The organism is Nocardiopsis protaetiae (genome assembly GCF_045446735.1).
Classification (GTDB): Bacteria; Actinomycetota; Actinomycetes; order Streptosporangiales; family Streptosporangiaceae; genus Nocardiopsis; species Nocardiopsis protaetiae.
This window is the reverse complement of record NZ_JBJJBV010000033.1, coordinates 1-24319: the sequence shown is the minus strand read 5'-3', so window position 1 is coordinate 24319 and position 24319 is coordinate 1. Positions and strand designations below refer to the sequence as shown.

Annotated in this window: 21 protein-coding genes and 1 CRISPR repeat array; of the genes, 11 read left to right on the top strand and 10 right to left on the bottom strand. The window is 72.8% G+C overall.

Features of this window, described 5'->3' with window-relative positions; all coding sequences use genetic code 11:
• Nucleotides 1-75 precede the first annotated feature (75 nt).
• Nucleotides 76-576, top strand: a complete 501-nt coding sequence (locus ACJOT3_RS08105; protein WP_406970446.1) for a DUF1203 domain-containing protein — start codon at nt 76-78, stop codon at nt 574-576.
• A 119-nt stretch (nt 577-695) separates the two neighbouring features.
• On the opposite strand, the gene ACJOT3_RS08100 is transcribed toward ACJOT3_RS08105, so the two are convergent.
• The gene (locus ACJOT3_RS08100; RefSeq protein ID WP_406970444.1) at nt 696-1658 is read right to left on the bottom strand and encodes a heme o synthase; all 963 of its coding nucleotides are present in this window, start codon (nt 1656-1658) and stop codon (nt 696-698) included.
• A gap of 621 nt (nt 1659-2279) precedes the next feature.
• Here ACJOT3_RS08100 and tkt point away from each other — a divergent pair.
• The 6 genes from tkt (at nt 2280) to ACJOT3_RS08070 (ending at nt 10248) form a co-directional block, all read left to right on the top strand.
• Nucleotides 2280-4373 (top strand): transketolase, encoded by a 2094-nt coding sequence (tkt, locus tag ACJOT3_RS08095; RefSeq protein WP_406970442.1) that lies wholly within the window; start codon nt 2280-2282, stop codon nt 4371-4373.
• 69 nt (nt 4374-4442) lie between these two features.
• The gene (gene tal / locus ACJOT3_RS08090) at nt 4443-5549 is read left to right on the top strand and encodes a transaldolase (RefSeq protein ID WP_406970440.1); all 1107 of its coding nucleotides are present in this window, start codon (nt 4443-4445) and stop codon (nt 5547-5549) included.
• Between the two features lie 112 nt (nt 5550-5661).
• Nucleotides 5662-7209, top strand: coding sequence for a glucose-6-phosphate dehydrogenase (gene zwf, locus ACJOT3_RS08085; RefSeq protein WP_406970460.1), 1548 nt, complete (start codon nt 5662-5664; stop codon nt 7207-7209).
• 28 nt (nt 7210-7237) lie between these two features.
• Nucleotides 7238-8158, top strand: coding sequence for a glucose-6-phosphate dehydrogenase assembly protein OpcA (locus ACJOT3_RS08080; protein WP_406970438.1), 921 nt, complete (start codon nt 7238-7240; stop codon nt 8156-8158).
• Entirely contained in the window at nt 8155-8901 is a 747-nt protein-coding gene (gene pgl, locus ACJOT3_RS08075) for a 6-phosphogluconolactonase (RefSeq protein WP_406970436.1), read from the top strand. The genes ACJOT3_RS08080 and pgl overlap by 4 nt, the downstream gene beginning before the upstream one ends.
• Nucleotides 8902-8976: 75 nt before the next feature.
• On the top strand, nt 8977-10248 hold the full coding sequence (locus ACJOT3_RS08070; protein ID WP_406970435.1) for an MFS transporter: 1272 nt from the start codon (nt 8977-8979) through the stop codon (nt 10246-10248).
• 419 nt (nt 10249-10667) lie between these two features.
• Here the strand turns inward: ACJOT3_RS08070 and ACJOT3_RS08065 are convergent, their stop codons facing one another.
• Together ACJOT3_RS08065 and ACJOT3_RS08060 are read right to left on the bottom strand one after the other, a co-directional pair.
• Complete coding sequence (locus ACJOT3_RS08065) at nt 10668-11495, bottom strand: class I SAM-dependent methyltransferase (RefSeq protein WP_406970433.1); 828 nt, start codon at nt 11493-11495, stop codon at nt 10668-10670.
• 469 nt (nt 11496-11964) lie between these two features.
• Nucleotides 11965-12410: a CRISPR direct-repeat array (repeat unit 29 nt; unit sequence GGGACCATCCCCGCGTGTGCGGGGAGCAG).
• Between the two features lie 223 nt (nt 12411-12633).
• Nucleotides 12634-12882: a hypothetical protein gene (locus tag ACJOT3_RS08060; RefSeq protein WP_406970431.1), complete on the bottom strand. Its 249-nt coding sequence runs from the start codon at nt 12880-12882 to the stop codon at nt 12634-12636.
• Between the two features lie 216 nt (nt 12883-13098).
• On the opposite strand from ACJOT3_RS08060, the gene ACJOT3_RS08055 reads away from it, so the two are divergent.
• Both ACJOT3_RS08055 and ACJOT3_RS08050 read left to right on the top strand, forming a co-directional pair.
• Nucleotides 13099-13932 carry a helix-turn-helix domain-containing protein gene (locus tag ACJOT3_RS08055; protein ID WP_406970429.1) on the top strand — a complete coding sequence of 278 codons (834 nt, stop codon included), beginning with the start codon at nt 13099-13101 and terminating at the stop codon, nt 13930-13932.
• Nucleotides 13929-14177 (top strand): DUF397 domain-containing protein, encoded by a 249-nt coding sequence (locus ACJOT3_RS08050; RefSeq protein WP_406970427.1) that lies wholly within the window; start codon nt 13929-13931, stop codon nt 14175-14177. Before ACJOT3_RS08055 ends, ACJOT3_RS08050 begins: the two co-directional genes overlap by 4 nt.
• Nucleotides 14178-14230: 53 nt before the next feature.
• Here the strand turns inward: ACJOT3_RS08050 and ACJOT3_RS08045 are convergent, their stop codons facing one another.
• The gene (locus ACJOT3_RS08045; protein ID WP_406970425.1) at nt 14231-14941 is read right to left on the bottom strand and encodes a VOC family protein; all 711 of its coding nucleotides are present in this window, start codon (nt 14939-14941) and stop codon (nt 14231-14233) included.
• A gap of 96 nt (nt 14942-15037) precedes the next feature.
• Nucleotides 15038-15457, bottom strand: a complete 420-nt coding sequence (locus ACJOT3_RS08040; protein WP_406970423.1) for a DUF6069 family protein — start codon at nt 15455-15457, stop codon at nt 15038-15040.
• Between the two features lie 129 nt (nt 15458-15586).
• Between ACJOT3_RS08040 and ACJOT3_RS08035 the strand changes: the two genes are divergently transcribed.
• Nucleotides 15587-16600, top strand: a complete 1014-nt coding sequence (locus ACJOT3_RS08035) for an AraC family transcriptional regulator (protein ID WP_406970421.1) — start codon at nt 15587-15589, stop codon at nt 16598-16600.
• Between the two features lie 3 nt (nt 16601-16603).
• Here ACJOT3_RS08035 and ACJOT3_RS08030 read toward each other — a convergent pair whose 3' ends face one another.
• The 3 genes from ACJOT3_RS08030 to ACJOT3_RS08020 form a co-directional block, all read right to left on the bottom strand.
• Nucleotides 16604-17224, bottom strand: coding sequence for a hypothetical protein (locus ACJOT3_RS08030; RefSeq protein WP_406970419.1), 621 nt, complete (start codon nt 17222-17224; stop codon nt 16604-16606).
• Nucleotides 17221-18891 (bottom strand): protein kinase domain-containing protein, encoded by a 1671-nt coding sequence (locus tag ACJOT3_RS08025; RefSeq protein ID WP_406970417.1) that lies wholly within the window; start codon nt 18889-18891, stop codon nt 17221-17223. Before ACJOT3_RS08025 ends, ACJOT3_RS08030 begins: the two co-directional genes overlap by 4 nt.
• Nucleotides 18892-19241: 350 nt before the next feature.
• Nucleotides 19242-21140: a serine/threonine-protein kinase gene (locus tag ACJOT3_RS08020; RefSeq protein ID WP_406970415.1), complete on the bottom strand. Its 1899-nt coding sequence runs from the start codon at nt 21138-21140 to the stop codon at nt 19242-19244.
• A gap of 222 nt (nt 21141-21362) precedes the next feature.
• Here ACJOT3_RS08020 and ACJOT3_RS08015 point away from each other — a divergent pair, with 222 nt between their 5' ends.
• The gene (locus ACJOT3_RS08015) at nt 21363-22154 is read left to right on the top strand and encodes a hypothetical protein (RefSeq protein ID WP_406970413.1); all 792 of its coding nucleotides are present in this window, start codon (nt 21363-21365) and stop codon (nt 22152-22154) included.
• 82 nt (nt 22155-22236) lie between these two features.
• On the opposite strand, the gene ACJOT3_RS08010 is transcribed toward ACJOT3_RS08015, so the two are convergent.
• Both ACJOT3_RS08010 and ACJOT3_RS08005 read right to left on the bottom strand, forming a co-directional pair.
• Nucleotides 22237-23799: an alpha/beta hydrolase gene (locus ACJOT3_RS08010; RefSeq protein ID WP_406970458.1), complete on the bottom strand. Its 1563-nt coding sequence runs from the start codon at nt 23797-23799 to the stop codon at nt 22237-22239.
• Nucleotides 23800-24048: 249 nt separating this feature from the next.
• On the bottom strand, nt 24049-24319 hold a 271-nt coding region (locus ACJOT3_RS08005; protein WP_406970411.1), incomplete at its 5' end, for an alpha/beta hydrolase.

Below are 24319 nucleotides of genomic sequence, written 5' to 3'. Positions count from 1 at the left end.
GCCATCCGGATGACGACGTCATCCGAACCCCGGACCGCCCGGATGGCGGCACCACCGGATACCCACGGCATCCCGATGGTCCCGTCATTCGAGACCCGGGCGATCGCGCCGGAGGTCCTGGAGCGGCTGCGCGTCGGCGACGACGCCGGACGCGTCCGGGAGGCCTGCACCGACCCCGAGGGGGGCGCCCCGCTGCGCTGCTGCCTGCGGCGCAGCCGGGCCGGGGAGCGCATCATGCTCGTCTCCTACGCACCGCTGCGGGCCTGGGCCCGGGAGCGGGGCGTGGACCCGGGCCCCTACGACGAGGTCGGGCCGGTCTTCGTGCACGGGGACCCGTGCGACGGGCCGGAGGGGACCGGTTACCCGATCGAGCTGCACGGGTCCCTCCGGGTGCTGCGGGCCTACGACGCCCGGGGGCGCATCCGGGGCGGCCGCACGGTGGACCTGCCCACCGAGCGCGCCGGGGAGGTCGACGGGCTGCTGGCGGAGCTGTTCGCCGACCCCGGGGTGGCGCTGGTCCACCTGCGCGCGGTGGTGTTCGGCTGCTTCTTCGCCGAGATGCGCCCGCTCCGCTGAGGCGCCGCCCCGGAACGCCCGGGTCCGGAACACGTGGGCCCGGAACGCCCGGGGAACGACGGCGGCGGCGCCCCTCGTCGGAGAGGGGCGCCGCCGCGGTACGGCTTCGCAGGAGCCGGTCAGGCCAGCAGATTCGCGATCAGCGGGTCCACCGTCACGGCCGCGAACAGCAGCGCCAGGTAGGCGTTGGAGAGGTGGAAGAAGCCCATCGTCTTGAGCCTGGCCCCGCTCACCCCGGCCAGGGAGCGCTGGAGCAGCCGGTGGGCCTGGACGATCAGCAGCAGGCCGAGCACGAGCGCCACGGCCCCGTAGAACCAGGTGGTCCCGGCGACCGGCCAGAAGATCAGCGACACGATCACGGTCGCCCAGCTGTACAGGACGCACTCCAGCAGCACCCGGCGGTCGCTGGCGACCACCGGCAGCATCGGGACCTTGGCCTGCGCGTAGTCCTCGCGGTAGCGCATCGCCAGCGTCCAGGTGTGCGGCGGCGTCCAGAAGAACACCACCAGGAAGAGCACGAACGGCGCCCAGTCCAGGCTGTTGGTGACGGCCGACCAGCCGATGAGGACCGGCATGCACCCGGCGATGCCGCCCCACACCACGTTCTGGGCGGTGCGGCGCTTGAGCAGCAGGGTGTAGACGAAGATGTAGAACAGGATCGCGAAGACCGACAGGGCCGCCGACAGCAGGTTCACCAGCAGGGCGAAGCCCACCGTGGAGCCGACCGCCAGGACCAGGCCGTACACGAGGGCGCCGCGCGGCGTCACCACGGCCATCGCCCCGGGGCGCTGGCGGGTGCGACGCATCTCACGGTCGATGTCGCGGTCGATGTAGCAGTTCATCGCGTTGGCGCTGGCCGCCGACATGGTGCCGAACAGCAGCGTGTAGACGGCGGTCCACAGCGGGGGGACGCCGCCCGCGGCGACGAACATCACCGGGATGGTCGTGATGAGCAGAAGCTCGATGACACGGGGCTTGGAGAGCGCCACGTAGGCACGCACGTACTCGCCGAAGGAGACCTTGCGGGGGGCCTCGGGGGCGGCGTCGGGCGTGGTGCGGGGCGCGGGGTCAGCGAGGGCCATGGGTCACCGTGTCCTCACGGCCGGACGGCTCACTCGCGTTGCCACGGGGGGCACCGGCTCGGTTTCAGACACGCGGATACCTCGACAACTCTAGGGTCTTCGACACTGCTCGCCACGCGGGGTCGGGCGGACCGACGAAAGCGTCAGGATCGGCGGAAACCCCGTCAACGACATACTGTAGTACTTGTTCGCAGGGGCCGATGACCAGCCCCCTCGGATGCGAAAGTCCCAGGTCCTTCGGCCCCTCGCTGCGGTCGGCGGCGGCGCCGGGTGACAGCAGGGTCGCACACGCCCCTGCGCCCCGCCAGTCGCCACGCGCCCTCCCCGGCCGCCCCACCGGCCCCGATGCACGGTGTCGGGCAACGACATCTCCGGTTACGGGCGATAGGCTCGAAGTCGGCCGAACCGGTCAGCGGTACCGCACGCCCCGGCGCTTCCCCGCCGAGGCCCCGGATCCGCGGTCCGGCGGCCGCGCACAATCGCAGGTCACCCCCGCGCTCCCCCTGACGCTCCCGCCCCGGTGGCGGCCGTCGGGGGTGCCCGGCGGCGGTGCCGACCGATGCGCCACCGACCGCACGTCCGTGTCCTAGGGACGTGCCCGAGAAGGAGAAACGAGAGTCCGTGAACGCCCACACCCCGCAGGCCCTGGAGTGGTCGGACCTCGACCGCCGCGCCGTCGACACGGTCCGCGCCCTGGCGATGGACGCCGTAGAGAAGTCGGGTAACGGACACCCCGGCACCGCGATGAGCCTGGCCCCGGCCGCCTACCTGCTGTTCCAGAAGATCATGCGGCACGACCCGGCCGCCCCCGAGTGGGTGGGCCGCGACCGCTTCGTCCTGTCGGCGGGCCACTCCAGCCTGACCCTGTACATCCAGCTCTACCTGGCCGGCTACGGCCTGGAGCTGGACGACCTCAAGTCGCTGCGCCAGTGGGACAGCCGCACTCCGGGACACCCCGAGTTCAGCCACACCCCCGGCGTGGAGACCACCACCGGCCCGCTCGGCCAGGGTGTCGGCAACGCCGTCGGCATGGCCATGGCGGCCCGCCGCGAGCGCGGCCTGTTCAACCCCGAGGCCGGCCCCGGCGCCAGCCCCTTCGACCACCACGTCTACGCCATCTGCTCCGACGGCGACGTGCAGGAGGGTGTGAGCCACGAGGCCAGCGCCCTGGCCGGCACCCAGCGCCTGGGCAACCTCACCCTCATCTGGGACGACAACCGGATCTCCATCGAGGACGACACCAGCGTCGCCCACAGCGAGGACGTGGCCGAGCGCTACCGCGCCTACGGCTGGCACGTCGAGGAGGTCGACTGGACCGCCACCGGCGAGTACGTCGAGGACGTCCCGGCCCTGTTCGAGGCGATCCGGCGCGGCAACGCCGACACCGAGCGCCCGACGTTCATCCGCCTGCGCACCGTCATCGGCTGGCCGGCGCCCAACAAGCAGAACACCGGCGCCATCCACGGTGCGGCCATCGGCGCCGCCGAGATCAGCGCCACCAAGGAGATCCTCGGCCTGCCCGACGAGCCGTTCCACGTCGGCGAGGACGTCATCGGGCACACCCGCGCCGCGCTGGAGCGGGGGCGTGCCGCCCGTACCGAGTGGGAGACCCACTTCGACGCCTGGCGCAGCGGCGCTGGCGAGCGGGGCGAGCTGTTCGACCGGCTCCAGGCCGGCAAGCTGCCCGAGGGCTGGGAGAAGTCCCTGCCGAGCTGGGAGCCCAGCGAGAAGGGCGTGGCCACCCGCAGCGCCAGCGGCGCGGTCCTGACCGCGGTCGCCCCGGTGCTGCCCGAGCTGTGGGGCGGCTCCGCCGACCTGGCCGGGTCCAACAACACCACGCCCAAGGGCGAGCCGTCGTTCCTGCCCTTCGACCGCGCCAGCGCCATGTTCCCGGGCAACCCGTACGGCCGGGTGCTGCACTTCGGCATCCGCGAGCACGGCATGGGCTCGATCCTCAACGGCATCGCCCTGCACGGCCCGACCCGCCCCTACGGCGGCACCTTCCTGGTGTTCAGCGACTACATGCGCCCGTCGGTGCGCCTGGCCGCGCTCATGAAGCTGCCGGTCACCTACGTGTGGACGCACGACTCCATCGGCCTGGGCGAGGACGGCCCCACCCACCAGCCGGTCGAGCACCTGTGGTCGCTGCGCGCCATCCCCGGTCTGGACGTGGTCCGCCCGGCCGACGCCAACGAGACCGCCGTGGTCTGGCACCGCATCCTGGAGACCTCCGACCGCCCGGCGGGCCTGGCGCTGACCCGCCAGAACGTTCCGGTGCTGGACCGCTCCGAGTACGCCCCGGCCGAGGGCGCCGCCAAGGGCGGCTACATCCTCGCCGAGGCCACCGGCGGCACCCCCGCGGCGATCATCATCGCCACCGGCAGCGAGGTGCAGCTGGCCCTGGCCGCCCGCACCGAGCTGGAGGCGGACGGTACGCCCACCCGCGTGGTGTCGATGCCGTGCGTGGAGTGGTTCGAGGAGCAGAGCGAGGAGTACCGCGAGGAGGTCCTGCCGCCGTCGGTGCGCACCCGCGTGTCCGTCGAGGCCGGGATCGCCCTGGGGTGGCGCTCCTACGTCGGCGACGCGGGCGAATCGGTGTCCCTGGAACACTTCGGGGCCTCCGCGCCTTACCAGACTCTGTACGAGAAGTTCGGCATCACCGCCGAGGCCGTCGTCGCCGCTGTCCGCACCAGCGCCGCCAAGGCCGGACGCTGACGTCGACGGACCCCGCCGGACCGCTTCCGGCGGGGTCCGCGCTCCCGTGAGAGGAAAGGCGCACACACCATGAGCAAGCCGCTTGAGGCCCTGGCCGACGCGGGCGTTTCGGTCTGGCTGGACGACATCAGCCGCGAACGCCTGCGCACCGGGAACCTGGCCGCCCTGATGTCCACGCACAACGTGACCGGGGTCACCTCCAACCCGACCATCTTCGACAAGGCCCTCGCCGAGGGCGACGCCTACGACGAGCAGGTGGCCGAACTGGCCCGCCGCGGCGTGTCCGTGGACGAGGCCGTCCGCCTCCTGACCGCCTACGACATCCGCTGGGCCGCCGACACCCTGCGCCCCGTCTACGACGCCACCGACCGCGTAGACGGCCGGGTCTCCCTGGAGGTCGACCCGCGCCTGGCCCGCGACACCGAGCGCACGGTCGCCGAGGCCAAGGCGCTGTGGTGGCTGGTGGACCGGCCCAACCTGATGATCAAGATCCCGGCGACCGCCGAGGGCCTGCCCGCCATCACCCGCGTGCTCGGGCTGGGCATCAGCGTCAACGTCACGCTGATCTTCTCCCTCGCCCGCTACCGCCAGGTGATGGACGCCTTCCTGGAGGGTCTGGAGCTGGCCCGGGCCAACGGCCACGACCTGACCCGCATCCAGTCGGTGGCCTCCTTCTTCGTCAGCCGGGTGGACAGCGAGGTCGACAAGCGCCTCAAGGCCACCGGCACCGACGAGGCCAAGTCGCTGCTGGGCAGGGCCGCGATCGCCAACGCCCGGCTCGCCTACCAGGCCTACGAGGAGGTGTTCTCCGGCGCCGAGTGGAAGGCCCTGGAGGCGCAGGGGGCCACCCCGCAGCGTCCGCTGTGGGCGTCCACCGGTGTCAAGGACCCCGCCTACCCCGACACCGCCTACGTCACCGAGCTGGTCGCGCGCGGCACCGTCAACACGATGCCGCAGGCCACCCTGGACGCGACCGCCGACCACGCCGAGGTCACCGGCAACACGGTCCTGGGCACCTACGACCGGGCCCACGCCGACTTCGCGGCCCTGGAGGACGCCGGCGTGAACCTCACCGAGGTGTTCGGCCTCCTGGAGGAGGAGGGCGTGACCAAGTTCATCGACTCCTGGGAGAGCCTTCTCGAGGGGCTTTCCGCCAAGCTGAAGTCGGCCGCCTAGCCGTACGGCCACAGGCATCCCGCCCGCGCCCTGAGCCGGGGCGCGGGCGGTACGCATCACGACCCACCGGCCACTCTCGACAGGAAGAGCGAGAACCGTGAAAGAACCGGTGATGCCGGGAGCGGTGCCCAACCCGCTCCGCAGCGTCCTCGACCGAAGACTGCCGCGCATCGCCGGGCCCAGCGTCCTGGTGCTGTTCGGCGTCACGGGCGACCTGGCCCGCAAGAAACTCCTTCCGGCCATCTACGACCTCGCCAACCGCGGGATGCTGCCGCCGGGCTTCGGCCTGGTCGGGTTCGCCCGCCGCGACTGGGAGGACCAGGACTTCGCCGCGCAGGCGCACGAGGCGGTGCGCAAGTACGCGCGCACCCCGTTCCGCGAGGACGTGTGGCGCCAGCTGAGCGAAGGGGTCCGGTTCGTGCAGGGCGAACTGGACGACGACGAGTCCTTCGACCGGCTCGCCGACACCGTCCGCGAGCTGGACGCCGCCCGCGGAACCGGGGGCAACTACGCGTTCTACCTGTCCCTGCCGCCCAAGCTGTTCCCGACCGTGGTCAAGCAGCTCAAGCGTTCGGGGCTGGCCGAGCCGCCCGAGGCGGGACCGGAGGGGGTGCGCCCCTGGCGCCGGGTGGTCATCGAGAAGCCGTTCGGCCACGACCTGCTCAGCGCCCAGGAGCTCAACGCGGTGGTGGACGACGTGTTCCCGCCGTCGTCGGTGTTCCGCATCGACCACTACCTGGGCAAGGAGACCGTCCAGAACATCCTGGCGCTGCGGTTCGCCAACACCCTGTTCGAGCCCCTGTGGAACCGCGGGTACGTCGACCACGTGCAGATCACCATGGCCGAGGACATCGGCGTGGGCGGTCGCGCGGGCTACTACGACGGCATCGGCGCGGCCCGCGACGTCATCCAGAACCACCTGCTCCAGCTGCTGGCGCTGGTGGCGATGGAGGAGCCCATCTCCTACGACGCGGACGCCATCCGCGCCGAGAAGGAGAAGGTGCTGGCCGCGGTGTCGCTGCCCGAGGACCTGGAGACCGGGACCGCGCGCGGCCAGTACGCGGCCGGGTGGCAGGGCGGCGCGGCGGTGGTCGGCTACCTGGAGGAGGAGGGCATCCCCGCCGACTCCGTCACCGAGACCTACGCGGCGCTGAAGCTGGCGGTCAACACCCGCCGCTGGGCGGGTGTGCCGTTCTACCTGCGCACCGGCAAGCGGCTCGGGCGCCGGGTCACCGAGGTGGCGCTGGTGTTCCAGGCCGCGCCCCAGCAGCTGTTCCCGCGCAGCGACGTCAGCGAACTGGGGCAGAACGCCCTGGTGCTGCGCATCCAGCCCGACGAGGGCGTGACGCTGCGCTTCGGGTCCAAGGTGCCCGGCGCCAGCATGGAGGTGCGCGACGTCAGCATGGACTTCGCGTACGGCCAGTCGTTCACCGAGGCCAGCCCGGAGGCGTACGAGCGGCTCATCCTGGACGTGCTCATCGGCGACCCTCCGCTGTTCCCGCGCCAGGAGGAGGTGGAGCTGTCCTGGCGGATCCTCGACCCGGTCGAGGAGTACTGGGCCAAGGCGGGCCAGCCGGAGCAGTACGGTTCGGGCACCTGGGGCCCGGAGTCGGCCGAGCAGCTCCTGGGCCGCGACGGCCGCCAGTGGCGGCGTCCGTGACCGGCAACGACCACGTCGGGAGGAACCGATGACGCTCTACCTGCCGCGCACCACCACCGCCCAGATCGCCGAGGCGCTCATGTCCGAGCGGCTCAGCGTCGGCGGCGGCGCGATGAACATGGTGCTCACCCTGGTCATCGTCACGGACGAGGCCGACCACTACGACGCGGTGCGGGCCGCCACCGAGGCCGGGCTCGAACACCCCTCCCGGGTGATCGCGCTGATCCGCCGCGACCCCGAGGCCGAACCCGCCATCGACGCCGAGATCCGCCGCCCGGGCACCTCCGGGCCCGGCGAGGCGCTGCTGCTGCGGCTCTACGGCCCGCTGGGCGAACACCCCGACTCGGTGGTCACCCCGCTCCTGGTGCCGGACGCGCCCGTGGTCGTGTGGTGGCCGGGCGCCGGTCCGGCCGACCCGTCGCAGGACCCGGTCGGCAGGCTGGCCCAGCGAAGGATCACCGACGCTTTGCGCGCCCCGGACCCGTTGCGGGACCTCGTCGAGCGGGTGTCCCACTACAGTCCGGGTGACACGGACCTGACCTGGACCCGGCTGACCCCGTGGCGTTCGCTGCTGGCCAGCGCCATGGACCAGCCGTGCGGGTGGGTCACCTCGGCCAGGGTGACGGCCGAGTCGCACTACCCGAGCGCCGACCTGCTGGCGGCGTGGCTGTCGGAGCGGTTGGAGGTGCCCGTGGAGCGCGAGACCTCGCACGGGCCGGGGCTGACCGAGGTGCGGCTGATCACCGACCAGGGGGACATCACGATCTCCCGGGCCGACGGCCGCACCGCCACCCTGTCGCGGTTCGGCCAGCCGGACCAGACGGTGGCCCTGGCCCGGCGCGGCGCCGCCCAGGCCCTGGCCGAGGAGCTGCGCCGTCTGGACGCCGACGAGATCTATGAGGGTGCGGCCCGCCACCTGGGGTCGCTGCCCACGGGGAGCACGGTATGAGCACACCGCAGATCGTCCGGCACGCCGACGCCAAGGCCCTGGCCGAGGACGTCGCGCTGCGGCTGGTCGACGAGATCGTGCGCGCCGAGGCCGACAAGCGCACGTTCCACCTGGTCCTGACCGGTGGCGGGATCGGTATCGCCGTTCTCGCAGCGGTGCGCGATCACGCGGCCGAAGCCGGCATCGGCTGGTCGCACGTGCACCTGTGGTGGGGCGACGAGCGGTTCCTGCCGGACAAGCACCCGGACCGCAACGAGACGCAGGCCTGTGCGGCGCTGATCGACGCGATCGACATCCCGGCCAAGCAGGTTCACCCGATGCCCGCCTCCGACGGCATGGACGGCGACCACGCCGCTCACGCGGCGACCCGCTACTCGCGGGAACTGGCGGTGACGGCGCGGGGTGAGGGGCCGGTCCCGGCCTTCGACGTGTGCCTGCTGGGCGTGGGACCGGACGCGCACGTCGCCTCGCTGTTCCCGGGCCTGCCGCAGATCAACGAGGACGAGGCGGCGACGGCCCCGGTGCACGACGCGCCCAAGCCGCCGCCGACCCGGATCACCCTGACCCTGCCGTCGATCAACAACTCCCGGCAGGTCTGGGTCCTGGCCTCGGGCGCCTCCAAGGCCGAGGCGGTGCGCCTAGGGCTGGCCGACACCGACCCGAACGTGGCCCCGGTCGCCGCCGTCCGCGGCACCGAGAAGACCCTGTTCTGGCTCGACGAGGAATCGGCCGCCGAGCTGTAGACGAACCCCGGAGGGGGCCGGTGCCACCGGCCCCCTTCTTCATATGTCCATGATCCGTACCCCCCGAGGAATCCCTTGCCCGCGGCCCCACCCCCACCACGTCTGAGCGCTTCCTTCCACCGGTTCTGGGCCGGCTCCCTGGCGAGCAACCTGGCCGACGGCGTCATGCTGACCGTCCTGCCGTTGCTGGCCGTGGCCCTGACCGACGACCCCCTGGCCGTGGCGGGGCTGACGGCCGCCCGCTACCTGCCCTGGCTGCTGTTCGGCCTGGTCGGCGGCGCCCTGGTGGACCGGGTCGACCGCGGCCGGGCGATGGTCGCCGCCAACCTGGTCCGGGCGGCGGCGGTCGCCGCCCTGGCCGTGCTCGTCGCCGTGGACCAGGCCGGGATCGGCTGGCTCTACGCCGTGATGTTCACGGTGATGTGCTGCGAGATCGTCTACGACCTGGCGGGGCGTGCGATGCTCCCGGGGCTGGCACCGGGGGCGGTGGACCGGGCCAACGGCAGGTTGACGGCCTCGCAGGAGACGGCACAGGACTTCGTGGGCGCCCCGTTGGCGGGGCTCCTGTTCGTGGCGGCGGCCGCGCTGCCGCTGGCGGCGAACTCCGGCGCGTACCTGCTGGGGGCGCTGATCCTCATGGGGCTGCCCGCCGCCGCCCGGCGGCCCGCCACCGCACCCGCGGAGGGGGCCGTCCGCACCTCCCTGCGCGCCGACATCGGCGAGGGGCTGCGGTACGTGTACGGCGACCGGGCGCTGCGCGCGCTCTTCGTGTTCGCCGCCGCGGTGAACCTGGCCGCGGGGGCGCAGGCGGCGGTGCTGGTCCTGGTCGTCCGCGATCACCTGGGCGTACCGGCGCCGCTGTTCGGGGTGTTCCTGGCGGTCGGCGCGGTGGGGGCACTGGCGGGGGCCCTGCTGGCCGCCGGCCTCGCCGCCCGCTTCGGCCGCTTCGCCGCCATCACGAGCGGCTACCTGCTCCAGGCGGTGTGCGCCGTGGTGGTCGCGGCCGCCACCGGCTCGCCCTGGATCGGCGCCGCGGCCTGGGCGGTCCTCGCCGGGGCGAGCACGGTGTCGGGGGTGTTGTCCGGCGGCGTCGTCCAGCAGATCGTCCCGTCGGGGCTGTTGGGGCGTGTGATGAGCGTGCGCCGCGTGCTCGGCTTCGGGATGGTCCCGCTGGGGGCCCTGCTCGGGGGTCTGCTCGCCCGCGTGGACCTGCGGCTGCCCCTCCTGATCGGCGCCGCGGTGTTCGCCCTGGGCACCCTGGTGGTCCTGCGTCACCTGCGCGAGACCGCGTCCCGCGCCGACCGGGCCGAGCAACGGGCCCGCGAGGAAACCGAAAACCCCGACTAAACGGCCCCGGCGACCCAGATACCAGCACCATTCGGATGTCGCCGTCATCCGAATGTTCACACCACCTGGATTTCTGCGCCACTCGAATGGCAGCACCATCCCCACGCGCGCGGGGAGCAGCTGAAGTACGACACGGGTTCCCACGGGTACCGGGGACCATCCCCGCGTGCGCGGGGAGCAGCGGAAACCCTCGATTCGGATTCAGCGGATTCGGGGACCATCCCCGCGTGCGCGGGGAGCAGACTTCCTGACCTGCAAGGATTACACGGTCAACCGGGCGATTTTACAACTTCTCGAGAAACGGACATTCCACCCGAGAGCGCGCCAGCAACTTTAGTCTGTATGGCGAAGGAACGCTCGTTGTGCTTGCGATGCCGGACAAACCATTGGGGGTACGACGGACACGGTCAGGGCTGCTTCTACCGAAGAGCGGGAAATGTTTGCGATACCCGCAATTCCGTAAGGTACCGCTTGGTGATCCGGCCGTTGTAGCGGCGGTCGATGAGCGCGGCGATGCAGTCCAGGAGACCATCCCGGGCCTGCGGCGGCAGAGCACGGTGGCCGGAGTAAGTCCGCAGCACGTCCAGGTACTCGGTCGTGGTGTAGGCCAAATCCCACTCGTAGCGGCGAACAGTGACAGGGCCGAAACGGCCGCTACGGGCGACTTCATCCGCATGATCAGAGGTGTCGATGTCCGCCGCAGTGGGAGGCCGCATCCCCGGAACAGTCGCGGGGTCGAAGCGCTCGTAACAACCCTGCACCTCGACGAAGAACTCTTCGCTGCCGCCCGCCACGTGCTGCGTGGCGACCACAGCGAGAGTGCCACCGGACCGAAGCGCGTCGGCGGTCTTGGTCATCCGCACCGCCGGGTCTATCCAATGGAACGCCGTCACTGCGACAACCACGTCGAAGGGCTCCTCCGGCAGCGGCCAGGTCTCGAAATCCGCCGTCACTACCTCCACCTCCTCGAATCCGGCCAGGTTGCGCCGAGCGACGGTGGCCATGCCCGCACCCAACTCGACGGCCGTGACCCGACAACCGCTCTCGGCGAGCGGCAAGGTCGCCTTGCCGGTGCCCGCGCCTATCTCTAGGACGCGACAGCCGGGACCGATGCCAGCCATCGAGGCAAGGTCATCGAACAGCTCCGGCGGGTATCCGGGCCTGGCCCGGTCGTACAACTCTGCATCTTCATCGAAGGTCCGGCTCAAGCGGACGCGGCGCGTCTCGTCAGGGGTGTCGTCACGCATAGCAGCACACTAGGACCTGCCCGGCACATCAGGAGTGAGATCAGGGGACGAGGAGCGCCCCGTAGGTGCGGGAATGTAGACAGCGGCCAAGCCGCCGCCGATCGCCGCCGGAGAACCACCCCTCCCAAAACGGAGGAGCCGCCAACCGCCGAGACGATGTTGTCCACAGGCCGAAGCGGGGCGCTGGCAGTGACCATCAGAGCGGGCTAGCGTGGAACCGGGCGAGCTCTGCACCGGCATCGGGAACGCAAGACACCCCCAAATCATTCTCCTCCCCGCGCCACCCATCCCACCAGCCGCTCGCTGGCCCCTGTGGACAACCCGCTGGTAAGCCTCAGCCCGAATACGGCGAATGTCGCCGCGGGGGTCCCATGAGAACAGGGAGCTGCTGCTTGGACGCGTCCGGCTGTATGTGTACACCGGAGGCCGCAGAGCAGCACGGCGGCCTGCGTAAGCCGCCCGTATCCCAGCGGCCATCCCCGCGTGTGCGGGGAGCAGTCGACCTCGACCGCGCAGTCCTCCTCGACGTCGGGACCATCCCCGCGTGTGCGGGGAGCAGCGTCGCGGCGTCGACCGAAGACGGGACCATCCCCGCGTGTGCGGGGAGCAGCGCGTGTTGACGGTGCGGATCGAGGTGCCCAGGGGACCATCCCCGCGTGTGCGGGGAGCAGGAATGCACGGACGGCGAGCAGGGTGTGGAGCTGGGACCATCCCCGCGTGTGCGGGGAGCAGTGGTCGCCGTCGACCAGGACGACCGGCTGGTCGGGACCATCCCCGCGTGTGCGGGGAGCAGTCCCATCGCAGACTCCCATCCGTGAACGTCAGGGGACCATCCCCGCGTGTGCGGGGAGCAGACGGTGTACCGGACCCACATGGCCTTCGGGTCGGGACCATCCCCGCGTGTGCGGGGAGCAGACTTCCTGACCTGCAAGGATTACACGGGCAACCAGGCGATTTTGCAACTTCTCAGGAAACGGACATTCCACCCAGGGGTGTATCGCCAACTCTAGTCCTGCGGGTGAGGCCGGAAGTGTGGTTCCTTCGGGCAGGGCGTGGGAGGAAAGCCGGGTTGCAAGGTATTCGCCGGGCGAATGTGGGGGTGTCCCGGCGTGGGGGTGGCCGGGACACCATCGGGCGGTCAGATCCAGACGACCTCGCCGCCGATGCGGTCGGCGAGGGTGTCGGGGTCCCGGAAGGAATGGAAGCTGCCGCCTCCGATGCGGCGGGCGATGCCGCCCTGGCCGTTCGGGGCGGTCACGCCGTAGTAGTAGTGCTCCATGGTGTCGGTGTCCTCGTCCCACACGTCCACGTAGAACGCTCGGGGGTGGGCGGCGGGCTCGTCACTCTGGTAGACAGATGCCGAGTCGGTGATGCGGTTCTCCGTCATGGGATCCCTATCAGTGGCTCGTCGGGCCCGGACGGTCTGCTTGGTAGGCGCTCCGTCCGGGCCTCCTTGCTGAGGCATCGGCGGACATCAACTCTGTGACGACCGCCTCACCTTCTGCTATGGTGACAGCCAGAATCCGATAACACAACTCTGTGGAAAAAGATTCTGTGGGATACCTCAGGAGGAGAGATGGCCCGGCCAAAGAGGAGCAAGCACGTGACCCTGCGCGGCCGCTGGCTGGGGCAGCGGCTCCGCGAGTTGCGCGAGGCGAACGGCCGCACGCTCGAAGACGTCGCCGAGTTCATGCAGCGCACCAACGGCACCATCAGCCGGTTCGAGAACGGTGTCTACCCGGTCCGCCGCCCCGACATGATGGCCATGCTCGACCTGTACGGCGTGAACGACCCCCGGCAACGCGACAGCCTCCTCAAGCTGGGCGAAAGCGCCTGGCAGACGGGTTGGTGGGACGGCTACACGGACGTCTCCACCGAGTTCGTCGACTTCGTCTGGCTGGAGGAGGTCGCGGCCGAGCACCGCCTGTTCGACAACACCCTGCTGCCCGGCATCCTCCAGACCGAAGCCTACGCCGGGACGACCATCCGCACCGTGGAGTTCGACGGATCGGAGAAGCGCATCGAGCGCGGAGTCGAACTGCGCCTCAAGCGCCAGGAACTCCTCAGCCGTGAGAACCCGCCCGTGATCCGCTCGGTCCTGGACGAGGCCGTGCTCCGCCGCCGGGTGGGTTCGGACGAGGTGATGCGGGATCAGCTCACGCACCTGGTCGCGTCCGCCGAACTACCGACGGTCGCACTGCGGGTGCTCCCCTTCTCGGCCGGAGCGCACGAGAGTCCCACAGGCGCCTTCAAGTACTACGTCATGGACGATCCCTACCCGGACCTGGTCTACGCGGAGACCCCCAAGGGAGCCGTGTACATCGAGGAGCCCGATACCGAGCGAATGGCCGCTGCGTATGATCGTTTGTGGGAGAAATCCCTGTCAGAGCAGGATTCCGCCGAGTTCATCTCGGCGCTGATCGAGGAGCCATCGTGACCCCCGAGCCGACGTTCCAGCAGCTGTCCGAGCAGGAACGCGCCACCATCAACTGGCACATCAGCACCTACAGCGACAACGGCGGCGCCGCCTGCGTGGAAGCCGGTGCGTTGGGTGATGGTTCCGGGCGGGTCGCCGTGCGTCACAGCCACCACCCCGAGGGCGCGCACATCGTCTACACCCGCCAGGAGTGGGAGGCCTTCACCCAGGGCGTCCGCGCCGGGGAGTTCGACTTCCACGGCTGACCCGGAACTCAGCGAGCATGCGAAGGGCCGACGATCGTCGGCCCTTCGGCATGTCAGGCGGTACGCAGGGACAGGCCGTCGATCTCCACCGCCGGCCCCGTGGTGGCCAGGGCGGTGATGCGGTCCGCGCTCCCCTGCTCGAACACCACGTGGCCGCCCGGCAGGGGGACTCGGGCGCCCTCGGCCGGCAGTCCCAGCAGTTCGCCCAGCCAGGCCGCCGACCGGTCCGGTTCCGGGACCTCGATGACGATCTCCCGCAGGTCGTACTCCCCCGGGTCGAACGCGTCCTCGGGCAGACCGGTGAGAATCCGATCGCGGGGAGGGTCGTAGGTAATGAGGAACGGCGCCCACGACGGGCCGTCGGGGAGGAACACCTCCCGGAAGGACACCGGCGGCTCCTCGAACTCGAAGAGCACCTCCCGTGTCCGGTGCCCCGCCGCGCGCAGCCGCTCCGCCGCGGACGCCGCGTCGGTCACGTTGACCGCGAAGGTCAGCGCCCCACCGCCCGCGGCCGCGGCCCGTTCGATCGCGGGCCGCACCGCTCCCAGCCCCTCCGCGAGGGCGGCGGCGGTGTAAGCGGCCTCGTCGGTGACGGTGAGGATTTCGACGTACCGCTCGTCCAGCCGCCAGGCCCCGTTGCGGAACCCGTCGCGTTCCGGGCCGGTGTGGGTCGGGAACCCGGCTTCGGTGTAGCGGGCGGCGGTGGCGTCGATGTCGGGCACCCAGTGCAGGAGATGGTCGAACTCGGGTCGTTCATCGACCACGGAAACCCCTCTCGAATATTAGGTTCGCCTAACCTAATATCGTTTGCCGACGGGGGTCAACCGCCCCCACGGGAGCGGGGGCGGTCAGGGGTGGCGTCAGGTGGTCTTGGAGGACTTCCAGAAGACCGGGATCACCACGGCCGCGACCACCAGGTGGGACAGCTCCAGCACGACGGTGGTGGCGACCGTGCCTCCCGCGGACAGCGGCGGCACGACCATCAGCAGCGCGACCAGGACCGCCACGACAGTCCAGACCACCAGCCCGCGACGTCCCAGGAAGCGCTCACCCAGGGCCAGCACACCCCAGCCCAGGAGTGCGAAGCCCGCACTGAAGATCGCGAAGGCGCCGGCGGAGATCGCCGCGGGGTCCTGGCCCGGCGGGGCGACCACCAGGTCCGCGCCCAGCAGGGGCGCGACCAGGGCCAGCAGGGCGTTGGCGACGGCCACGGCGGCGACGGCCGCCAGGCGGGGCCTCCAGGAGGCACGGGGCGGGGCCACGGCGGGTGCGGCGGTCATGATGGGACTCCTTCGTGTTCGGGGTTCGAGCCCAACACTAGGAATCGCGCGCGAGACTTCCTATGCCTGAAAAGCTTGTTCCTATATTCCATCGTCCACGAGTGGGGGTATCGGAGATACGATGGCGGCATGGATGTGCTCAGTGACGTGATCGGCACCGTACGGACCGGGCGCCCCAACGCGGCCCGCGTCGAATGGCACTCCCCCTGGGGCATGCGCTTCCCCGCGGGGTCCGGGGTCGGCTTCCAGGTGGTCCTCCAGGGCTCCTGTGTGCTGATCGCGGAGGGCGAGGACCCGCTCCACCTGGGGGTGGGCGACATCGTGTTCCTGCCCAACGGCCAGGGGCACGTGCTGGCGGAGCAGACCACCTCTCCCGTGCAGGACTTGTGCGACCTCCTCCCCCACGGTCGGGGGGCCGAGCCCGACGCCCCCGTGACCGAGCTGGTGTGCGGGCCGACGGGCACCGGACCGCGCTTCGGTTCGGCCGCCGTCGGGGAGCAGGGGCGCGGGGAGCCCTCGTGCGTCACCCTGGGCGGGTCGTACCACATCTGCGGGGCGCGGCCGCATCCGATGCTGGCGGAGCTGCCCCGGCTGATCCACCTGCCCGCGCGGGTGGGCGTCCGCACGGAGCTGGGCTCGGCGGTGGAGCTGCTGGGGGCGGAACTGGGCCGCCCCCGCCCCGGCGGGGACGCGATCGTGCCGTCCCTGCTGGAGATGCTGCTGGTGTACATCCTGCGCACCTACATCGAGGAGAACCGGCACGCGGCCGCCCGGGGCTGGCTGGGGGTGATGCGCGACCCCGCCGTGTACGCGGCGGTGCAGGCAGTGCACAGCGACCCGGCGCACCCCTGGACGGTGGCCGAGCTGGGTGAGCGGGCGGGCCTGTCCCGGGCGGCGTTCGCCAAGCGGTTCACCGCGATGGTGGGCCTGTCGCCGCTGGCGTACGTGACCTGGTGGCGGCTGACGACGGCGGGGCGGATGCTCCAGGAGAGCGACGCCCCGATCTCCTCCGTCGCCGCGCGGGTGGGCTACTCCTCACAGTTCGCGTTCGCCAACGCCTTCAAACGCGAGTTCGGCCTGTCCCCCGGCCGCTACCGCTCCGGGATCCCTAACCCGCCCGCCGCCGCCCCGTCGGCGGTGTGAGGGTCAGCAGTCGAGCACGTCGGCCCGGGGGACGCCGTCGGCGGCCAGGCACAGCATCGCCTCGTCGACGCCGCCGGTGGCGACCTCCGGCGCCGATACGGCCAGCACCTCCGGGAGGGCCGCACCCGGGAAGACCAGGGTGAACGGCGCCGTGGGCGCGTCGGCGGCGAGCGCGGGCAGGTCCGAGGCCCGCGCGTCGGCCGCCGCCCCGCCCAGGGTGAACTGGTGCGGGCGCAGCCCGTAGCCGCCCTCGTCGAGGTGGTAGCGGGCGGTGCCGGTGACCCGGACCCCGTCGGCGTCCTCCTCGGCTCCCGTGACGACCAGCCCGAACACCCCCGTTCCGGCGGCGTACAGCACGATCCGGTCGTCGCCGTGCACCACCAGGGCGTTCAACCCGTCCAGGGCCGGGTCGGCCGGTTCCACGGCGGGCGGCCCCGCCGGGTCGGCCCCGTCGGAGGGCTCTGCGGTGGACGGCGCCCCGGGCCGTCCGGCGAACACCGCGCCTACCGCCGCCACCGCGTAGCCGCCGGCCGCCGCCAGTACCAGGAGCAGCGCGGAGACGACCAGCAGGACCGTGGAACGGGACCACAGCCGGTACGCGAACCGGGTCAGTGGGCGGCTCATGCCGGGCACTCCTCTCCCGCGGCCGGGGCGGTGAACGCGGCCCCGGCCGCGGCCCCGGTGTCGTAGCACAGGCGCAGGTCGGCGTAGGAGTCCCCGGGGGCGAACACGTAGCGCTGGTGGAAGACCACTGTGCCGCGTTCGGGAGCCCCGGGGAAGGTCGCGGTGAAGACCGAGGGGACGGAGGGGAGCATGATCTCGTCCGCGGCCGGGCCGGAGAACCCGGCCTCGATCTCGGTCCCTTGGGCCCCCGCGGTGAGGTCCACCCGGGTCGAGCTCATCGGCCCCACCGGCCCCTCCTCGAAGCGGGGGCTGCGCAGGCCGGTGACGCGGATCCCGCCGTCCTCGGCGGCGGCCTCCCGCAGGGACACCACGAGGGATTCGGAGACGAACGTGTCGTCGCCGACGACCGCCGCTGCCAGGCCCGCCGTGTCCTCGGCGGTGACCTGGGTGAACGCCTCCGGGTCGGGCACCGGCGCGGTGGGGGTCCCCGGTGGCGGGTCCTGCCCGCCGACCGTGTCGGGGGACTCCGGGGTGGCGACCCCCGGCCCGCCCGTACCCGCCTCCCCGCCGGTACCGGTCGGGCCGCCCACCGCCGCGGTCTCCCCGCCGAGGCGGTACCCGGTCGCCCCGGCCAGGGGGACCGCCAGCACCACCGCGGCCGCGACCGCCAGTGTGGGCCAGGGCGACCACGAGCGGCGCCGGGTGCCGCCCCGGAGTCGCCGCCCGGGCTCGTGCTCCCGCTCGCGCGCGGGCGACCACTCCCCCTCGACCAGCCGGGTGACCAGGGCGGTGGGCTCGGCCGCCACCAGGGTCGGGTCGGTCCCGTACCGCCCGCGGCCCACCGCGTGCAGCGCCGCCAGCGCGCTCGGCCGGGCGGCGGGGTCCTTGGCCAGGGCGGCGGCCACGATCCCGTGCAGCCAGCCCGGCACCCCGGTCAGGTCGGGCGGCTCCCGGCGGGTGCGCTCCAGCACCGCCGCGGTGTCGCCGCGGCCGAACGGCGGGCGGCCGGTGGCCGCGTAGGCGACCATGCCGCCCCAGGCGAACAGGTCCGCGGCCGGGCCCGGGTCGGCGCCCTCCAGCAGCTCCGGCGCCGTCCACCCGGGGGTGCCCATGAGCATCCCGGTGCGGGTGACGGCGGTGCCGTCGACCGCCCGGGCGATCCCGAAGTCCAGCACCCGCGGCCCGTCGGGGGACAGCACCACGTTGCCGGGTTTGAGGTCGCGGTGCACGACCCCGGCGGAGTGGACGGCGTGCAGCGCCTCCGCCGTCCCCGCGGCGAAGGCGGCCAGGTCGCCCTCGCCCAGGGGGCCGCGGTCGCGGACCCGGGCGGCCAGCGTGGGCCCGGGCACGTAGTCGGTGGCGATCCACGGGCTCTCCGCACCGGTGTCGGCGGCGCGCACCGCCACCGTGCACAGCCCGCCGACCCGGCGCATCAGGTCGGCCTCGCGGGCGAACCGGGCCCGGAAGATCGGGTCGGTGGCGTAGTGGGCGTGGATCACCTTGACCGCGACGCAGCGGCCCACCTCGTCGGCGGCCGCGTAGACGGCGCCCATGCCGCCCGCGCCCAGCAGGCCCGCGATCCGGTAGGGGCCGAGCCGCCGTGGGTCCTCGGGGGTGAGCGGACTCAGGTCCGGTGGGACCGGCCCGTGGGTGAAGAGTCGTGTCATCGGGCTCTCGGGGTGTCGGGGGTCGCGGGATGTCGAAGTTATCCGGATGGCGGGGGCATCCGAATGCCGGGGTCATGGGGGAACAGGGTCGGTAGGTCGAGGTGCCGGGGCGCCCGGCCGGCGAAGGCCACCAGGATGCCCGAGGATCCGGAGTCCGGGGGCCTCACGGCGTCGACAGGTTCAAAGTCGCCGGACATCGGGATGCCGAGGGTGTCGGCGTCAGGGGCACCCGGATACCCCGGGTACCCGGATGCCGGGGGTATTCAGATGTCGACGGCATCTGAATGGTCGGCGCATCCGAAGACTCCGAACCTCCGGATGGTGGGGGCATCCCGGCAGGTCGAGGCCGGTCAGGTGGGGCAGTCGGTGAGCATGCTCTGTTCGGGGCGGTAGTCGGAGAGGGCGAAGCCCTCGTTGCCCTGGTGGACGTCGTCGCGCCAGCCGGTGGTGCCGTCGACGTCGTAGCAGTGGCCGCTGACATCGTGCACCAGCGCTCCGAACAGCGCCGCGGGCCGGTAGGCGATGCCGCCGCGTTCGGGGGCACCGGGCAGGAGCACGGTGGCCTCCTGGACCGGGTCGTCGGGGTCCAGGGTGAGGACCGGGGTGACCGGCCCGCTCCAGTCCTCGTTGACCCCGCCGTGCACGATGACCTTGTCCCGCCCCTGGGGGTCGGTGGCCGGGTCCAGCGGCGCCAGGGCCATGAAGTCCTCGGCGTGGACGGTGTAGGAGCCCACGTTCGGGTGGTAGGTGAACCGCGCGGTGACCTCGATCCCGTCGGCGACGGCTTCGACCGACGCCCAGCACACGGTGGCCACCGGGAACCCGTCGACGGTGCCGCTGCCCAGGCCGAAGTCGGCGGTGTCGTGGTCGAGGGGGACGACGAACGGCCACACCTCGACGGAGGAGTCGGTGACGAAGAGCGAGCCGGGGTCGTCGGCCGCCTCCAGCAGCGCCTCGTGGTCCGGGGCCGTGACGGTGTCGGGGGCGAAGGGCCGCCAGGTGGCCACGGTCGCCTGGGCCGCCAGCCGCTCCTCGTCCGGCTCGCACGGGACCGGTTCCGCTCCGCCCTCGACCGCCTCTCCCTCGGGGGCCTGCGGCGGGGTCGCGGCGGCCAGGGCACCCCAGGTGGCCTGGCGCAGCGGGGGGACGATCGCGGTGAGCAGCCCGGCGAGGAGCACCAGGGCGGCCAGGGAGGCGGCCACCAGCGGCCAGGTGCGCCGCCTGCGCCGGGGCGGGACCCAGGGGGTGTGGTCGACGGGGGTGTCGATCCGCCAACCGGTGGCCAGCAGCCGGGCCAGGGTCTCCTGCTCGTGCCCGGGGTCCGGTGGCCCCGGGGTGAACACCCCGGCCCCGTCCCCGTCCGCCCCACCGGGTCCTCCCGGACCGGAGCCGCCCGTACCGCCTGCCCCGGCCGTGCCGCCCGCCCCCGGGCCGCGCAGCAGGGCGGTCATCACCTGGGCGGCGGTGGGCCGGACCCCGGGGCTGCGGTCGAGCGCGTCGCGCACCAGCGGCAGCAGCCGCGGCGGCACCCCCGCCAGGTCGGGGTCCTCCCGGCGGGTGCGGTGGATGAGGGTGTCGACGGGGCCGGTGCCGAAGGGTTCGCGGCCGGTGGCGGCGTAGGCGATCAGCGCGCCCCAGGAGAACATGTCGGCGGCGGGTGCGGGCACCGCCCCGTCGTACTGCTCGGGGGCCAGCCAGCCGGGGGTGCCCACCACGCCGCCGGTGCGGGTGAGCGCCGTCTCGTCCAGGGCGCGGGCGATGCCGAAGTCCAGCACGCGCGGCCCGTCGGGGGACAGCACCACGTTGTCGGGCTTGAGGTCGCGGTGCACGATCCCGGCGGAGTGGATGGAGTGCAGCGCCTCGGCGGTCCCGGCGGCCAGCGCCAGCAGGGTGTCGCCGCTCAGCGGCCCGTGGGTGAGCACGTGCGCGCGCAGTGTGGGTCCGGGCGCGTACTCGGTGGCCAGCCAGGGGCGGGCCCCGGTGGTGTCGGCGGCCAGGACTCCGACGGCGCAGGTGGAGCGGACCCGGGTGAGCAGGTCCACCTCCCGGGTGAACCGGTCGCGGAACTCGGGGTCGGCGGTGTGGTGGCGGTGCAGCGTCTTGACCGCGATCCGCGCGCCGTCGGGGGTCAGGGCGGCGTAGACGGTGCCCATACCCCCCGCGCCGAGTCGGCCCACCAGACGGTAGGGGCCCAGGCGGTCGGGATCCCCCTCCATGAGGGGGAGGAAGCCGGTGGAGGGCGTGGTCATCGGCGCTCCGTGGTGCTGAGGGGCGGTGGTCGGCGAGGACGACGTGTCCTTCTCGGACATTAGCGTCCCCGCACTCCGGATTTTCTGTTTTCCCCGTTCGGATCCCCGATGAACGGTCGCTGGATTGTCGGTGGTGGGTGTGAGACTGGAGTCACAGTCGATGAGGTCGGGGGCTCTCCCCGACGACTCCCACACCATTCTCCCGATGGGGGCGACACCGTCATGGGCGCGAACACTCGGAATCCGCAACGGGCCACGGTCCGGCCGGAGCGCGCCGAGGACCGGCCGGGCTCGGACACCACCCGTTCCCTGCTGCTCTGCGGTATGGCCGCGGGGCCCGCGCAGCTGCTCTTCTCGCTGGCGCAGGTGTCCTGGGGCGGCCCGGACGCGTCGGCCCCGCCCGCGAACCCGTTCGTCGCCTCCGGCGAGGGCTGGGCGCAGGCGCTGGTCGTCCTGGTGTGCGGGGTCCTGGCGATCGGCGGCGCGGTAGGGCTGGCCCGGGCGCTGCGCGGCCGGGCGTCGCAGCGGTCCGCCTCGGTGTCGGTCGCGGTCTACGGGGCCTGCGTGCTGCTGAGCGGGGTGTGGGCGGTGGACCCGGTGGCGGCTCCGCTGCCGGGGGCGACCGAGGCCGCGGCCCCGGCGCTGGACGCGCTGGTGCGCACCGCCCTGGGGTGGGCGGCGCCGGTGGCCCTGACCCGCGCGGTGCTGGGCGGCTCGGGGTGGCTGCGCTCCACCGGCCGGGGCGGCGCGGTCCTGTACTCGTGGTCGTGCGCACTGGTCGCCGTGGTCTGCGGGGCCGTCGCGCTCACCGTTCCGGCGGCCGCCGCCGCGGCGGCCTGGCTGTCGGCCCTGGTGCTGTGGACGTGGCTGGCGGCGTTCTTCGCCCAGGTCCTGTGGGAGCCGTCCGAGGCGCGCCCGGCCCCCGCCGGCCCGAACCCCGCCGACTCGGCCCCCATCGGCCGGACCGCCGCGGACCCGCGCCCGGTAGTGCCCGCCCCGCGCCGCCCTCACTAAGCCCCTTCCCGGACCGGGGGACCCCGTCGCACGGATCGGCCGTACGGCGGGGTCTCCTCCATGTCCGGCCCGCCCCGCCGCCTCACTCCTCGGGGCAGCTCAGCCCCTCGGGCGGTGTCTCCCCGCCGATCAGGTAGGCGTCCACCGCCTCCTCCACGCACGGCACCCGCCCCGACCCGTACAGGGTGTGGCCGCCGCCCTCGTAGGTGACCAGGACCGCGCTCTCCAGCCGCTCGGCCAGCTCCCGGGACCAGGCGTAGGGCGTGGCGGGGTCGCCCACCGTGCCCACGACCACCAGCGGCGGGGCATCGGGGGCCGTGAACCCGGTGGGCGGCCGTTCGGCGCGCTGCCAGTGCGCGCAGGGCAGGTGGTCCCAGACGGCGTCGGCGCCGAACAGCGGGGACAGGTCGACGGCCTCGGCGGCGGCGTCCCGGTACCCGGTCACGTCCGTCGGCGAGGCGTGGTCGGCGCAGGTGACGGCGGTGTAGGCGGCGCGCGGGTCGCCGTGGTCGCCACCGGTTCCGACCTGCGGCTCCCCTTCCTCTTCACCCAGGCCGCCGAACACCTCCTCGTACAGGGCGAGCAGCTCCTCGCCCGACTCCCCCGGTGCCCCGGGCTCCCCCGCCCCCTCCCGGGTCAGGGCGGCGAACGCGTCGGCCAGCGGGTCCCAGGCCTCCTCCCGGTACAGGGCGGAGGTGGCCATGAGCAGCAGCAGCCGCCCGTCCACGGGGATGCCGTCGGCGGAGACGGGTGCCCGGTCCAGCTTCTCGATGAGCTCGCGGGCCACGGTGTCGGGGTCGGCCCCGGGGGTGAAGGGGCAGTCCCGGACCGTCGCGGCGCAGTGGTCGACGAACCGCTCCCAGGCGGCCTGGAAGGCCGCGGTCTGGTCCAGCGCCGTCTCCACGGTGGAGGCGTCGGTGTCCACCGCGGCGTCCAGGACCATGGCGCGGGTGCGCCGGGGGTACATGTGCGCGTAGAGGGCGCCGATGTGGGTGCCGTAGGAGTAGCCCACGTACGTCAGGGCGTCCTCGCCCAGCGCGTCGCGGATGATCTCCAGGTCGCGCACGACGTTGACGGTGCCGACCTCGGCCAGGACCTCCTCCCCCGCCGCCTCGGTGCACGAACCCGCGTACCGGCGGGCCGCGTCGTCCAGCGGTTGCAGGTCGACCGCGCTCAGGTGGCGGGGGTGGGTGTCGGCGAGGGCCTGCCGGGCGTCCTCGAAGGCGTAGCGGTCTCCGCAGCTCAGGCCGCCGCCGGTGCCGACCCCGCGCGGGTCGAAGGACACCAGGTCGAAGGACGCCCGGACGCGGTCGGAGAACACGGTGCCGTGGAACATCGCGGTGCCCGGGACACCGGGACCGCCGGGGTTGATCACCAGGGAGCCGACCCGTTCCTGCGGCGGCCCGGCGGAGGGCAGCCGGATCAGGGCCAGGTCGAGGGTCTGCCCGCCGGGGCGGTCGTGGTCGAGCGGGACGGTGACGGTCCCGCATTCCAGCGGCGCCTCCCGGCCGGGGCAGGCGGTCCAGGCGATCTCCTGCCCGGCGTAGCGTTCGGGGATCTCCTCGGCGACGGGCTCCGCGGTGGGCGGCGCGGGGCAGGCGGAGAGCAGGAGCACCGTCGCGGCGGCCGCCGCGGCGGACCCCATGCGCACCGACCGCACCACCGTCAGGGCTCCGTTCCCCGCCCGAACCTCGGACGGTCCCCTCCCATCCTCCCTGTTCACGGCGCCGGTTCCCAGGGAGGACACGGCCGGGGCCGGGGCCCGGGCGCACGAGTCACTCGGATGTTCTGATCACCCGGATGTTCTGCTCATCCGCATGGGCGGGCCATTCGGATGAGCAGAACATTCAGGAGTGCGGACCATTCAGATGTTCCGACCATTCAGATGCGCGGATCATTCGGGCCGGCAGGTGTGGCCGCTGCCGGGCGGGGTGAGGGCCAGCAGGTAGGTGTCCACGACGTCGTCGACGCACCGGTTGACGCCGTACCCGTAGATGGTGTGCCCGCCGCCCTCGTAGGTGACCAGGGTCGCGGTCTCCAGCTGGTCGGTCAGCTCCCGGGACCAGGCGTAGGGGGTGGCGGGGTCGGCCACCGTGCCGACGACCACCAGCGGCGGGGCATCGGGGGCGGTGAAGCCGGTGGGCGCCTCCTCGGTCTCGGGCCAG